General features: G+C 69.6%; 13 protein-coding genes. 3 read left to right on the top strand and 10 right to left on the bottom strand.

Annotated features, from left to right (window positions below; translation table 11 throughout):
* Nucleotides 1-208: 208 nt before the first annotated feature.
* The 7 genes from AP234_RS32155 to AP234_RS32125 form a co-directional block, all read right to left on the bottom strand.
* The gene (locus AP234_RS32155; RefSeq protein ID WP_055483527.1) at nucleotides 209-1,834 is read right to left on the bottom strand and encodes a flavin-containing monooxygenase; all 1,626 of its coding nucleotides are present in this window, start codon (nucleotides 1,832-1,834) and stop codon (nucleotides 209-211) included.
* Between the two features lie 63 nt (nucleotides 1,835-1,897).
* Nucleotides 1,898-2,533, bottom strand: a complete 636-nt coding sequence (gene phzG, locus AP234_RS32150) for a phenazine biosynthesis FMN-dependent oxidase PhzG (RefSeq protein ID WP_055483526.1) — start codon at nucleotides 2,531-2,533, stop codon at nucleotides 1,898-1,900.
* Between the two features lie 11 nt (nucleotides 2,534-2,544).
* A complete protein-coding gene (locus AP234_RS32145; RefSeq protein WP_055483525.1) occupies nucleotides 2,545-3,411 on the bottom strand; it encodes a PhzF family phenazine biosynthesis protein in 867 nt (288 codons plus the stop codon).
* The gene (locus tag AP234_RS32140; protein ID WP_055483524.1) at nucleotides 3,408-5,318 is read right to left on the bottom strand and encodes an anthranilate synthase family protein; all 1,911 of its coding nucleotides are present in this window, start codon (nucleotides 5,316-5,318) and stop codon (nucleotides 3,408-3,410) included. The genes AP234_RS32145 and AP234_RS32140 overlap by 4 nt, the downstream gene beginning before the upstream one ends.
* A complete protein-coding gene (locus AP234_RS32135) occupies nucleotides 5,315-5,938 on the bottom strand; it encodes an isochorismatase family protein (RefSeq protein WP_055483523.1) in 624 nt (207 codons plus the stop codon). The genes AP234_RS32140 and AP234_RS32135 overlap by 4 nt, the downstream gene beginning before the upstream one ends.
* A 103-nt stretch (nucleotides 5,939-6,041) precedes the next feature.
* A complete protein-coding gene (locus tag AP234_RS32130; protein ID WP_055483522.1) occupies nucleotides 6,042-6,530 on the bottom strand; it encodes a PhzA/PhzB family protein in 489 nt (162 codons plus the stop codon).
* An 82-nt stretch (nucleotides 6,531-6,612) separates the two neighbouring features.
* The gene (locus tag AP234_RS32125) at nucleotides 6,613-7,707 is read right to left on the bottom strand and encodes a ParB/RepB/Spo0J family partition protein (protein ID WP_431999127.1); all 1,095 of its coding nucleotides are present in this window, start codon (nucleotides 7,705-7,707) and stop codon (nucleotides 6,613-6,615) included.
* A gap of 557 nt (nucleotides 7,708-8,264) precedes the next feature.
* Between AP234_RS32125 and AP234_RS32120 the strand changes: the two genes are divergently transcribed.
* Together AP234_RS32120 and AP234_RS32115 are read left to right on the top strand one after the other, a co-directional pair.
* On the top strand, nucleotides 8,265-9,200 hold the full coding sequence (locus AP234_RS32120) for a sigma-70 family RNA polymerase sigma factor (protein WP_055483521.1): 936 nt from the start codon (nucleotides 8,265-8,267) through the stop codon (nucleotides 9,198-9,200).
* A gap of 74 nt (nucleotides 9,201-9,274) precedes the next feature.
* Entirely contained in the window at nucleotides 9,275-9,670 is a 396-nt protein-coding gene (locus AP234_RS32115) for a VOC family protein (protein WP_055483520.1), read from the top strand.
* Between the two features lie 40 nt (nucleotides 9,671-9,710).
* Here the strand turns inward: AP234_RS32115 and AP234_RS32110 are convergent, their stop codons facing one another.
* A complete protein-coding gene (locus tag AP234_RS32110) occupies nucleotides 9,711-10,247 on the bottom strand; it encodes a sigma factor-like helix-turn-helix DNA-binding protein (protein ID WP_055483519.1) in 537 nt (178 codons plus the stop codon).
* 418 nt (nucleotides 10,248-10,665) lie between these two features.
* Here AP234_RS32110 and AP234_RS32105 point away from each other — a divergent pair, with 418 nt between their 5' ends.
* Nucleotides 10,666-11,163 (top strand): hypothetical protein, encoded by a 498-nt coding sequence (locus AP234_RS32105; protein WP_055483518.1) that lies wholly within the window; start codon nucleotides 10,666-10,668, stop codon nucleotides 11,161-11,163.
* Between the two features lie 120 nt (nucleotides 11,164-11,283).
* Here the strand turns inward: AP234_RS32105 and qcrB are convergent, their stop codons facing one another.
* Both qcrB and AP234_RS37505 read right to left on the bottom strand, forming a co-directional pair.
* Nucleotides 11,284-12,951: a cytochrome bc1 complex cytochrome b subunit gene (gene qcrB, locus AP234_RS32100; RefSeq protein ID WP_055483517.1), complete on the bottom strand. Its 1,668-nt coding sequence runs from the start codon at nucleotides 12,949-12,951 to the stop codon at nucleotides 11,284-11,286.
* Nucleotides 12,948-13,091, bottom strand: coding sequence for a hypothetical protein (locus AP234_RS37505; RefSeq protein WP_160330529.1), 144 nt, complete (start codon nucleotides 13,089-13,091; stop codon nucleotides 12,948-12,950). The genes qcrB and AP234_RS37505 overlap by 4 nt, the downstream gene beginning before the upstream one ends.
* Nucleotides 13,092-13,100 lie beyond the last annotated feature (9 nt).

The following is a 13,100-nucleotide window of genomic DNA, read 5'->3' as shown; positions in this document are numbered from 1 at the left end:
ATTCAGGTCGGAAAAGTCAAGCCTTGTTGTTTATCCATTCGGCGTCCCGGATGGGGGAGTTACTCACGTAATTACGTTTCGCCGAGAGCAGGAAATGGCGATTCACGCAAGGGGGAGCGGCGGACGCGCCGGGGAGCCGGCGGACCGGGGGCACGGGCCGGCGCCCCGGCCCGCCGGACTCCTCGGGTACGGGGCGCCGGTGCGGGCGTCAGGCCGGCGTCATGGACGGGCTGCTGTCGAGGACGAAGCCGTCGTAGCCGGCGGCGGCCACCTCGTCCAGCTTCTGGCGGTAGGCGGCGAGACCGGCGAAGTAGAACATGACCCGGTTCTTCTTGCCGGGGATGTTGGCGCCGAAGATCCAGGAGTCGACCTTCGCGAAGATGGTGTAGTCGGCGAGTTCCTTGCAGGTGCGGGTCCACTCCGCCTCGGCCTGCCCGGTGGGCTCGATGGAGGTCCTGCCGCTCTCCTCGGCGGTCCTGATCAGGTCAGTGAGCCACTCGACCTGGGTCTCGATGCAGGGCGGCAGGTTGCTGAAGGCGCTGTTCGGGCCGAGCACCATGAAGAGGTTCGGGAACCCGTGCGTGGCGACGCCCAGATAGCTGGTGGGCCCGTCGTCCCAGTGCTCCTGGATCGTCCTGCCGCCCCGGCCGCGGATGTCGATCTGCCGGTAGCTGCCGTCGACGGCGTCGTACCCGGTCGCGAAGACCAGGACGTCGAGTTCGTGCTCGACGCCGTCCTCGGTCACCACGCCCTTCGGCGTCATCTCCCTGATCGGGTTCTCCTTGATGCTGACCAGGGTGACGTTGTCGCGGTTGTAGCTCTCGTAGTAGTCGGGGTTGCAGATCGGCCGCTTGGCGTAGGGCTGGGTCGGGATGAGCTTGCGCGCCGTCTCCGGATCCTTGACGATCTCCCTGATCTTCGACCTGATGAACTCGCAGGCGGCCTCGTTGGCCGCCGGGTCGGTGGCGATGTCGGAGAAGGTGCCGAACATGAAGCGGAAGCCGTTGCCCTTGTCCCAGTTCTCCTGGAAGATGCGGCGGCGTTCCTCCTCGGACACGCTCATCGCGGGGATGTCGCTCTCCTCGAATCCGCATGCGACCCGGGACGCGCGCGCCTGCTCCCAGATCTTGTCGTAGTTGGCCCGGCACTCGGCCACGTACTCCTCGCTGACCGGTCCGTGCCCGGAGGGTACGCAGTACTGCGCGGACCGCTGGAACACGGTCAGGTGCCCGGCGAGCTTCGAGGCCGCGCAGACGAACTGGGTTCCGGTGGAACCGGTGCCGATGACGCCGACCCGCTTGCCCTCGATGTCGAGGTCGTCGGGCCAGGCGCCGGTGTGGACCATCCGGCCCTGGAAGGTGTCGCGGCCCTTGATGTCCGGGAAGTTCCGGCTCGACAGCGGTCCCAGCGCGGTGACCAGGTAGCGCGAGGTGAAGGTCTCGCCGGTGTCGGCGGACACGGTCCACCGGTCGCGCGACTCATCGAAGACCGCCGCCTCGACGGACGTGTCGAGCTGGATGTCCCTGGCCAGATCGTGCCGGTCGACCACCGTCTGGAGGTAGGCGAGGATCTCCCGCTGCGGGCTGTAGCGGGTGGTCCAGTTCCACTCCTGGAGCAGTTCCTTGTCGAAGGAGTAGCGGTAGATGTAGCTGTCGACGTCCGACATCGCGCCGGGGTAGCGGTTCCAGTACCAGGTGCCGCCGATGCCGCCGGCCCGGTCGAAGAGACGGACGGTCAGGCCGAGCTCGTTGCGGAGCTTGTGGAGCATGTATAAGCCGGCGAAACCGGCACCGATGACGATCGCATCGAAATGGGTCTGCTTCGTGTCGGTCAAGGGCCGTACTCCTTCTGTGCTTCTTTCGATGGCGCGGGGGTGTGCCCGGGGGCACGGGCCCGATCAGGGCTGCAGCCGGGTGGCGTGCCAGCCTTCGGGGGTCTTGTCGTAACGCAGCCGCCGGTGCAGCCTGTCGGGGGCCGCCGACCAGAACTCGACGGACTCCGGTTCGAGGCGGTAGCCGGCGAATCGCCGCGGCCGGGGCAGGGCGATTCCGTCGGCCGCCAGCCGCTCCGCCTCCGCGCGCAGGGCGGCGACGTCGCCGAGGGGCTCGCTCTGCCGGGAGGCGGTCGACATCGCGTGCAGCGGCGCCGGCCGGGAGTTCCAGAGCCGGTCGGACTCCGCCTCGGGCAGCATCACCACCGGGCCGCAGATGATCAACTGCTGTGCCGTCTCCCGCCAGTAGAGCAGGCCCGAGGCCCATCCGGTCTCGGCGATCTCCCGGCCCTTCCGGCTCGTGCTGTGGCTGGTGAAGACCAGGCCCAGGGTGGAGACCTCGACGACGGCGACCATGCGGCTGGAGGCGCGGCCCCGGTGGTCGGCCGTGGCGAGCGCGAGGGCGAGGGGCTCGCGCACGCCCGCCTCGACGGCGGACGCGATCCAGCGCCGCAACAACTCCATGGGCTCGTCCGGCGGCGCGCCGTACTCCGGGAAGGCCGGGTCGATGACGCCGGTCAGGCTCTCGAACCTGCTGCTCACCTGCGCACTCCTCACACGTAGATCACTCCGCGGGCGACGACGACGCCCGCTCCAGCGACCCGCACCGACGTGATGCCGTCGGCTGCGCCCTCGGCGCACGCCCGCATCAGCGAGGGGCGGCCCATCTCGACTCCCTGGTGGATGTCGATCCACCGGCCGAACCCGACGCACCCGTGGCGGGCGAGGTGGACGGCGAGCGGACCGGCGGCAGAGCCCGTGGCCGCGTCCTCGGTCACGCCGTAGGCGGGAGAGAACATGCGGCTGCGCCAGCTCGTGCCGCTGCCCGCGAAACAGTTGGTCGCCATGTCGGGGAACGCCGCCAGAGCCCGGTGGTCGGGGTTGAGCCGCGACAGCGCGGCCACGCCGTCCAGCCCGACGAAGACGTGCCGGGGGCCGTTGGTGTAGATCTCCACCGGAAGTTCGGACTTCTCCAGGCCCAGCGCGGCGAGCAGTTCTTCGGCGCGGTCGAACTCCGTCCAGGTCGGCACCGGCTGCCCCATCTCGGCGGAGACGATCCTCCCGCCGGAGCGCTCCAGGTCGAAGGTGATGATCCCCATCACCGTCTCCAGCCGGAGCCGGTCCCCGTAGAACGACTCGCCGAGCGCGATGGCCGTGCCGAGGAGCGGGTGCCCGGCGAACGGCAGCTCGTTGACGGGGGTGAAGATGCGGATGTGGGCGTCGCCGCCCCGCTCGGGCGGGAGGACGAAGGTGACCTCGGAGAGGTTCATCTCCCTGGCGATCCGCTGCATGCGCTCGGCGGGGAGGTCCGCCGCGTCGAAGAAGACGGCGACGGGGTTGCCCCGCAGCGGGGTGTCGGTGAACGAGTCGACGACCACGTACGGGTGCGTCCCGGCCGGCACGGCCGGATCTGTCGTCATCGGAACAGCGCCCTTTCGATGGAGGAGCCGAGGATGCGCGGGCCGTTCTGGGTGAGCACGGACTCCGCGTGGAACTGGAGCGAGGAGAACCACGGGCCGTGCAGGGCGTGCACCTCTTCCGTCACCGGATCCCGGCAGATCGCCAGCGTGCCGACGCCGTGGATCTCGGTCCCGTCCGCCGTCGAGCGGGCCGCGAAGGTGTTGTAGAACCCGACGCGTTCCCGCTCGCCGAACAGGTCGATCTCCTTCTGCACGCCCTGGTTGGGCGCGTCGCGCCGCTGCAGGGCGAGCCCGAGCCGGAGGCACAGGACCTGGTGGCTCAGGCAGACGGCCAGGAAGGGGCGCCGCTCGGCCAGCAGGGTGTCGGCGGCCGACCGCAGGTAGGCGATCCTGGGATGGCGCAGATCGCGGGGGTCGCCGGGACCCGGGCCCAGGACGACGAGGTCGTAGCCGTCGAACGAGGGGATCTCGTCGTGCCGGCGCATGGTCACCCGCATGCCCATGCTGCGCAGCTGATGGTCGAGCATCGAGGTGAAGGTGTCCTCGGCGTCGACGATGAGCGTCCGGCATCCGGCCAGCCGGGGGAACGCCGTCGCCGGCTCGGCGCCGCCCAGCCAGAAACCGGCGATTGTCGCGTTGCGGTCCTCCAGTGCGGCGCGGACCCGGGGGTGGGCGTCGAGCCTGGCGGCGGGCCCGCTGCCGAGCGCGGTGAGCAGTCCGGACGCCTTGGCGTGGGTCTCGGCGACCTCGGACATCGGGTCGGAGTGCCGTACGAGCGTGGCGCCGACCGCGATCTCGGCCCGGCCCGCCGCGTCGATGTCGGCGGTGCGGATGAGGATGGACGAGTCGAGCGTCCGTCCGCCGGACCCGTCGCGTCCGATGAGGGCGACGACTCCGCTGTAGTAGCCGCGGCCCCGTGGCTCGTGCCTGCCGATGACCCGGCAGGCGTTCTGCAACGGGCTGCCCGTGACGGTCGGGGCGAACATCGACTCGCGGAGGATGTCGCGGACGTCCCAGTCGCTGTCGCCCTCGATGACGTACTCGGTGTGCGCCAGCCGCGCCATCTCCTTGAGCCGGGGACCGATCACCCGCACGCCCGGGGCGCAGATCCGGGTCATCATCTTGAGCTCCTCGTCGAGGACCATGTAGAGCTCGTCGGACTCCTTCCTGTCGGCGAGGAAGCCCATGATCTCCGGCAGGGTGGGGCCGGACGGCGGATAGCGGTAGGTGCCGCTGATGGGGTTCATCGTCACGACGCCGTCGTGCAGGGTGATGTGGCGTTCTGGGGTGGCGCCGACGAAGGTGCGTTCCCCGGTGTGGACGACGAAGGTCCAGTACGCTCCCGACTCGATCTTCATCAGTCGCCGGAAGAGGGCGAGCGCGGAACGGGGCGTGTAGTCCTCGATCTCGGTGACGTAGGAGCGCTTGATGACGAAGTTGGCGCCCTCGCCCTCGCCGATCGCCTCCTTGACCACCCGGCGCACGGTCTCGGCGTAGTCGTCGTCGGCCACGTCGAAACGTCCGTCGGACACGGCGATCGGCAGGTCGGGGATCCGGGACAGCGCCTCGGCCGCCGGCATCGTCTCCTGGGCGGTCACGGTCATCGCGAGCAGCGGGGCGCCGTCGTCGACGCAGGTGAAGCCGCGTTCGCGGATCTGCCGGTACGGGATCAGCGCCAGCACGTCGTGGCGGGCGCCGTCCCGCTCCCGCGGCCGTCCCTCGGCCGTGCCCTGACGGTCGGCCCCGGGAAGAGGGAGCTCCGCCAGCGTCTCCACCTCGGCGAACTCGCCGATCAGGACGTCGAGCAGCTCCTGGCCGGTGGTCTCCGGCCGGTGGAGCAGCGCGAAGGCGGGCACCTGGAGCTCCAGCACCGCGTCGAGCAGGTCCCCGCCTCCGGGAGTCGTCACGCGAACACCTCCTTCGCATCGAGGACGACCGCGCAGCGCTCGGCCGCGTACGTCAGGGCCATCCGGTGGTAATCGGCGGTGAAATCGGCGACGGCGTCGGCGACCAGGAACGTCTGCAGGTCGTTGGTGAACGCGTCGATCGCCGTCATCAGGACGCCGACGTGCGCGTACACCCCGCAGACGATGAGCTGGTCACGCCCGCGGTCCCGGATGCGCTCCAGCAGATCGGACCGGAAGAACGCGCTGTAGCGCAGCTTGGTGAACATCCAGTCGCCGGGGGCGGGGGCCAGTTCGTCGACCACCTGACGGTCCGCCGGCGCCCTGCGCATGCCCGGTCCCCAGAAGTCCTTGAGCAGCCCCCGGACCTCGTCGCTCATGTCTCCGGGCTGGGCCGTGTACCCCACCGGTACGCCGAGGGCGGCGCTGCGGTCGCGCAGCAGCGCGATGTTCGCGACGAGCCGGTCCCGTACGGAACCCGGAAAGGGCTCGACGAAGTAGCGCTGCATGTCGTGGATGAGAAGCACCGCGCGCTCGGGGTCCGGCGTCCACCGCGCGATGCTGGGCGGCAACTCGCCCGCGGTCGGAATGGGGTAAGGCTCAATTACCGGTATGCCGGGCATGACCGTCCTTTCTGTCGGATCCGGGTCAGCCGCCCCAAGATGGGATGAACGGGATCGCCTGCCGAACGAGCCGGTCCTCGCGCCCGTCGGGGTGACGGCGGCGTCAGGTGGGGATCCCCTCACGCCTGATCTCGGGGACGGGGATGCCGAGCGCGCGCAGTTGCTCGAACGGGTTCATGAACTCCCGCTGCTGCCTGATCTTCCCGTTCTCCAGGAGGAACGAGTGCAGGAAGTGGTTCTTGTAGTGGCCCTCCGGGTAGCCGGCGAAGCGGATCGCCCCCTCGCCGTCGCATTCGACCCAGAAGAAGTTCGGGTCCTGCGTCTCGAAGATCTGGATATTGGTCCAGACCCAGTCGGGGAAGCACTTCAGCGACCAGATCGCGTGCTCGGCGAGGCGGTCGCGGCCGTGGATGGCGATCGGCCGGCCGGTGTCGTTGGTCCACAGGCCCCCGACGCCGTCCTCGGTGAAGAGCAGGTGGCGGCGCAGCCGCTCCTCGCCCCTGGTGTTCATGTACTTCTCGACCGTCTCTCGATTGATCCTGCGAAGCTCGATCTCCGCGTCCGTACCGGGAAAACGCCGGATTTCTGACACGATGAACCCTCCAATGGCGGCCGTCGCTCAACGGTGAATGGGGAATTGGAAGAAGTTCGATTGAATCTTTAAATGACAGTCTTTAGATGGATTTTTCGGACATGGGCGGGACCATGCTCGCCAGCTTCCGCCAGTCCTCGCATCGCTTCAGCACGACCGCACGGATGAGCGGCACGCAGTGGGCCGGGATCGCTTCGGCGATCTCCTCCCACTGGGCCGGATCCATCTCCGTGGCCAGGAGCATCCGCAGCAGCAGGCGTCCCGACTCCGTCGCGCGCATGGACGGGTCTCTGGCGAGCTTCCGTACGACCGAGGCGGTCTCGACCGTGCCCTGGGCCGCCCGCGCCTCGCGGTGCGGCCGGCCCGCGGGCTGCCGCCGGGCGGTCCCGGCGTGCGGGGCCGGCGCTTCGCCCCGTGTCGTGACGGCGATGGTGTCCGGTGGGGCGGCGGGCGCCCTTCGCGCCCCGGCACGCAGCCGCTCCGGGATCGGGTCGAGGCCGCGGCCGAGGCGGTCGCGCACGTCCCGCACGGTCCCGGTGGACAGGCCGGTCCTCCTCGACAGCTCGCGAAGCGACATATCGGTGCCGGTCGCCAGCAGGGCGGCCGCGGTCAGACGCCCCTCGGCGCTGCTGAGCGGCCTCGACCTGCCGTCGCGGCCGAGACGGCTGCCCATGAGCTGAGACTCGCCGTTCATCTGCCTGCGCACCTTGCCGACGGTCTTGGGGCTCAACCCCGCCCGCTCGGCGATGGCACGGTCCGACCAGTGCGGATGGGAGCGGATGATGCGACGGGCGGCCGCCTTGCGCTCGTTCAGCGTCAGGGGAAGGCCGTGCCCGACGTTGAGCTGGACGGAGAGGACGAACGCGTCGGCCTCGCTCCCGTCGAAGAATTTGACCGCGATTTCGGTCTGACCTCTCATCGCGGCCGCGCGCAGGCGATGCATGCCGTCGATGACGCGCATGGTGGGACGGTGCGCGAGGAGCGGACTCATGACGCCGTCCATCTCCGCGAGCAGGCGGATATGGGCCGGGTCCTCCTGCCGTTCACGGGGTGAAAGCGATGGCATCAGGTCTTTAATCGGCACGACCTCCAGGGGAAGATCACGGAGCAGTTCCGACGCCTCGGGAAGATGGCTTTTGTCTTTCTGACCGGTGTCGGCTTCGGCGTGAAGGGGCACTGCGGGACCTTCCTGGATGAAGGAATGTGGGAGAGGGTGATTCTTCACAGGAGCTCAACGGGAGTCAGCTTAGTTTCTGAATCGCGTTTATTCCAGAGTAAAGGAGTCCATCTATGGACATCCGGCGATGATCACGAGCGATCCATGCAGTGGGGACATTTCTGTCGCGTGAAGCCGACCAAGGGAGGACCGTCGCCGTAGAGTGGACGCCGGCATGGGAATCCACGAGGCGCGGAGGGTTCAACCGGGCACGCAGGGGTTCAACGAGGCCCTGGCATTGCGTGGGCGCCGGACGGGTAATTGTCCGCGTCCTTGTCCCGCAGTGGTGGGGTGGCAAACTCGGGGGACGGGGTGCGGCGATAGGATATGTATCCGACGTTCTCCGCCCGCTCACCCGCGGCGCCGGCGAACGCCGACCCGCTCGCCCCGGCCACACCCATCACACCCGCTCCGGCGGCCCGGCGTCAATAATCAGTACGGACACCCGGCTCTCCTTGTCAATCGCGTGCAGTTCATCTCCCACACCTATGACGAACCACGACGACGAAAGGTGACCGATGGACGACCAGTCCGCATTGGCCGAGCACTTCGACCGTTCCCGCGGCCATCTGCGGGGGGTCGCCTTCCGCATGCTGGGGTCGGTGGACGAGGCCGACGACGCGGTGCAGGAGACCTGGCTGCGTGCCTCACGCGCGGGGGCCGCCGGTGTCGGCAACCTGACGGCGTGGCTGACCACGATCGTGGGGCGCGTCTGCCTCGACATGCTGCGTTCCAGACAGCGGCGGCGCGAGGAGTTCGCCGACCTCACCGAACTCGACCTGCTCGCCGTCGTCGACGACGCCGACCCGGCGGACGAGGTGGTGCTGGCCGACTCGGTCGGGCTCGCGCTGCTCGTGGTGCTCAACGCGCTCGGCCCCGCCGAGCGCACCGCCTTCGTGCTCCACGATCTGTTCGCCGTGCCGTTCGACCAGATCGCCGGGATCGTCGATCGGTCACCCGACGCCGCCAAGAAGCTGGCCAGCCGTGCCCGCCGACGCGTGCACGGCACGGCCACGGCGGGCAGCGCCGATCTCGCGCGGCACCGTGTGATCGTGGACGCCTTCCTCGCCGCCTCGCGGACCGGTGATCTGGACGCGCTGCTGGCCGTGCTGGCCCCCGACGCCGTACGGCGGGCCGACCAGGCCGCGCTGCGCGGACAGGCCGGGGCGGAGATCCGCGGCGCCCGCCTGGTCGCGGAGGAGACCAGGACCAACGCGGCCAGAGCGCGCTTCGCCCGGCCGGCCCTGGTCGACGGCGCGCTCGGCGCCGTCGTCGCGCCGCGCGGCCGGCTGCTGCTCGCCTTGCGGTTCGCCTTCGTGGACGACCGCATCGGCGCCGTCGACGTCATCGGGGATCCCGCCAGGCTGAGCCGGATCCACATCGCCGTCGCCCCCGACCCGGCCGCGCCGCTCCAGCGGTACGACGCCCGGCCCCTGCCCGCCGGGAGCGGGTGAGGCCGCCCGCCGGGAGCGTACGGAATCTCGCCCGAGTAGCCCTGTCCCCGCCCCATTCGCCGGAAGGACTCACGTTGATCGTCAACCCTCGGCTCGCCGTGCTCTACGTAGGCGACCAGAGCAGAACGCTGGAGTTCCTGGTCGACACGCTCGGCTTCGAACCGGTGGTGGACGTCCCGCACGCCGACGGCGGACGCTGGGTCGAGGTCCGCCCGCCCGGGGCGCAGACCTGCGTGGCGCTCGCCGCCGTCGGCCCGGACGTCCTGGCGGCGCTCCATGCCCGGGCCGGCCGGATGGCCATCGGCTGGTTCGACTGCGACGATCTCGACGCCACCTGCGACGACCTGCGCGCGCGTGGCGTGGAGTTCGTCGTGGAGCCGCAGGCCACGCCCTGGCGCGAAGGCGGCCGCTGGGCGCAGATCCGCGGCCACGACGGGAACCTCTACGGGCTGACGGAGCGCGGCCGCTGAGCGGGGCGTCCGGCGGACGCCGGTCGACTGTGTGCTTTCCTCAGTCGCACACTTGCCGGCGTTCGGGTGGCCGCACCGCACAGCGCACCCGTGCCTCGGCCTCGGCGTCGATCCGCCGGACCTCCGCCTCCGGCAGCCCGGTCACCGCCGCGATGTTCGCGTAGGCGAGGCCGAAGGCACGGCGCAGCAGGAACACCACGCGCTCATCCCGCCCCAGCGCGTCGATGACGGTCGAGAGGGCGGCCGAGATCGACTCGGCCACCATGAGCTCGGGCTCGTTCCGCAGTGACCCGGGGAGCCAGGGACCGACGTGGGACTCGCCGGCCGAGTGCGCGGCGCGCAGGCGGGTGAGCGCCAGGACGGTGGCGATCCGGAGCAGCCCGACGGGGGATCGCGGCGCGGGGCCGTCGGCCTCGGCCAGCCAACGGGCGCGGGTCTCCCGGACGACCTTGTCGGCCTCCCCGTCGTCGCCGAGCACGCTGAACGCCACCGCGTGGAGCAGAGCGGCGTGCCGCTGGAAGACATGGTCCGCACAGGGCTCATCGGCCGGTGGCTCCGGAGATTGCCCTGCACCCATGCGCCCTCCTTGCCGGCGGTCCCATCCGGCGAGCCGTCCCGCCGGCCGGGCTGATTTCCGAAACAGTGCGTGCCGCTGTGGAATGCCGTCATATGCCGCTTGTTGCCGTAATTTACCCCGTGATGATCCTCCGGGGACAGCTTTTCGCCGCCGATCCTTTGACATCGGCGCCGCCATGCGCTCTCATCGGAGGACGTACCGATTTCTCCATGAGATGCGCGCTGCGGGTGGGAATGTGACATGCGCCACCCGGCACACCTGATTTGCCAGGTGAGGCTCTTTCGCGCCTGCCGTCGAAGTCGCGGGATGTCACTTTCACCCCGGTCCGTTTCGTCTTTCTTATAGCTGGGGTCGGCCCGGCTGTCGCTGCCAGGACTTCGCGTGGTCGCCCCTCTTACGCACAGCGAGGTGAATTCCCTTGGCCTTCGTTCCGGATGCCTATTACAGCGACCCCAGTGCCTGGCGGATCGCCATGGAGGCCAGCGCGGGGACGATCTCGATGATGACGTCGAACGAGCCGAAGGTCCTTTACGAACTGCCGCGCTTCCACGGTTCCTTCTATTTGAGCCGTCATGGGCTGCTGGCGGGATTCACCCTGCGATTGCCGCTGCCCGTCCGCCCCGGATGGCTTCGTGAGGAATCGGAGCCCGTGCTTTTCTGGGAGTCGATGGAACTGTGGGCGGACGGAGCACAGAACAGGGTCGGCGGCCGCGCCCTGCTGCGGCTCGGCCGGCGTGAGATCGTCACCGCGGTGTCGGGGCTGTGCGTCGAGGTGCCGGTCGGGTCCGGCCGGCCGTACCTGAAGATCGTCCTGGAGGCGGTGTTCCCCTCCGTGAGCCTGCGCTGGCCGCCGCAGGCGCGGCAGCGGCTGCGGCCCGTCATGCTCAAACTGTTCAGCGAGATCCGTCCGGCCTAGGGAGTGTCACGCGGGACTCGGGCCGCGCTCCGCTGAGGAGCGCGGCCCGAGGGTGACCACCCGCTCCCCCCAAGGGAGACCGCGGGCCCGGAGCGCGCCCCCGGACCCGCGGCGGGATCGTCAGCGGGTCAGCGCGCGGGTGTCGCCGCCCGCACGGGTGCCGCCTTCCGCGCCGATGGCGGCCTCCCCGTCCTCGCCCGGCACGTGGCCGTTCCCGAGGGGGATCTTCTCGCCTCCGTACGCCCGGGACATCCGGGCCCGCAGCCTGCCGACGGGTCCGCGCAGTTCCTTCGCCGGGACCCCGTCGCCCGCAGGCGCCGACAGCGTCGGCACCGGCTCCTTGCCGCGAAGGTGCGCCTCGACGTCCTCGGCCAGCGTCGAGTGGACCTCGACGTACCGGCCGTCCGGCAGCCGCTTGATCACGCCGGATTCCACCCCGTGGGCGATCAGCGCGGCGTCGGAGCGCTGGAGGCCGAGGCAGACCCGATAGGTGATCACGTAGGCCAGGGCCGGCGCGAGGAACACCAGCACCCGTCCCGCGTACGTGGTCGTGTAGAGGCTGATGTGGAAGTTGGTCGAGATGATGTCGTTGGCGCCGAACAGCCAGAGCACGCCGTAGAACGCGATGACGGCCATGCCGATCGACGTGCGGTGCGGGTTGTTGCGCGGGCGGTCCGCGATGTGGTGCTCGCGGTCGTCCCCGGTTATCCAGCGTTCGGCGAAGGGGTAGAGCGCCATGCCCACGGTGACGATGCCCAGCGGCAGTAGCGCGGGGATGATCACGCTGAGCGGCAGCGTTCCGCCGTGGGACGTGCCGAAGAGGTTGATCTCCCACGCCGGCATGATGCGCAGCGCGCCTTCGAGGAAGGCCAGGTAGAAGTCGGGCTGCGAGCCGGCGGAGATGTCCGCTGGACTGTAGGGACCGTACAGCCAGACCGGGTTGATCTGCGCGAAGGTGCCCAGGAGGGCGAGCACGCCGAAGGTGAACATGAAGTAGGCGCCGGCCTTGGCCATGAAGGTCGGGTAGAAGGGGGCGCCCACCACGTTCCGGTTCGTCCGGCCGGTGCCGGGCATCTGGGTGTGCTTCTGCACCCACATGAGCACCAGGTGGGCCGAGACGAGCGCCAGGATGATGCCCGGGATGAGCAGGATGTGAATCGAGTAGAACCGCGAGATCACGTCCTCGCCCGGATACTCCCCGCCGAACAGGAAGAACCGGATATAGGTGCCCACCACCGGCAGCGAGATGATCACGCCTTCGGTGACCCGCAGGCCCGCGCCGGACAGCAGGTCGTCGGGGAGCGAGTAGCCGGTCAGGCCCTCGGCCAGCGCCAGCGTGAGGATCAGTATGCCGATCAGCCAGTTGAGCTCGCGCGGCTTGCGGTAGGCGCCGGTGAAGAACACGCGCAGCGCGTGCGCCATCATCCCGGCGATGAACAGCAGCGCCGCCCAGTGGTGTATCTGGCGGATGAGCAGGCCGCCGCGGACCTCGAAGCTGATCTGCAGCGTCGACGCGTAGGCCTCGGACATCATGACGCCCTTCAGGGGCGCGTAGGGGCCGTTGTAGACGATCTCACCCATGCTCGGCTTGAACCAGAAGGTCAGGAACGTTCCGGTCAGCAGCAGGATGATGAACGAATAGAGCGCGATCTCGCCCAGGAGGAACGACCAGTGGTCGGGGAAGATCTTGCGCATGTTGCGCCTGACGATGTTGCCGGCGCCCAGTCGCTCGTCGAGGAAGGTCGCCGACCCCGCGACGCGCCTCGGAACGGATTTCAGCTCGCTCACGCGTGGCCTCCGCTCCGCCTGGCTCCGGCCTCGGCGTCCGCCACCCCGCCCAGCACGCGGTAGGCGACTCCGGATAACAGGTTTCCGCTGTTCTCCAAGTCCGCCACCGGAGTGGGTTCCGCCTCAGTCACCACGGGCATGCCGCCTCC

Source organism: Sphaerimonospora mesophila, from assembly GCF_001417795.1.
Lineage (GTDB): Bacteria > Actinomycetota > Actinomycetes > Streptosporangiales > Streptosporangiaceae > Sphaerimonospora > Sphaerimonospora mesophila.
This window is presented reverse-complemented; position numbering and strand designations above follow the sequence as displayed.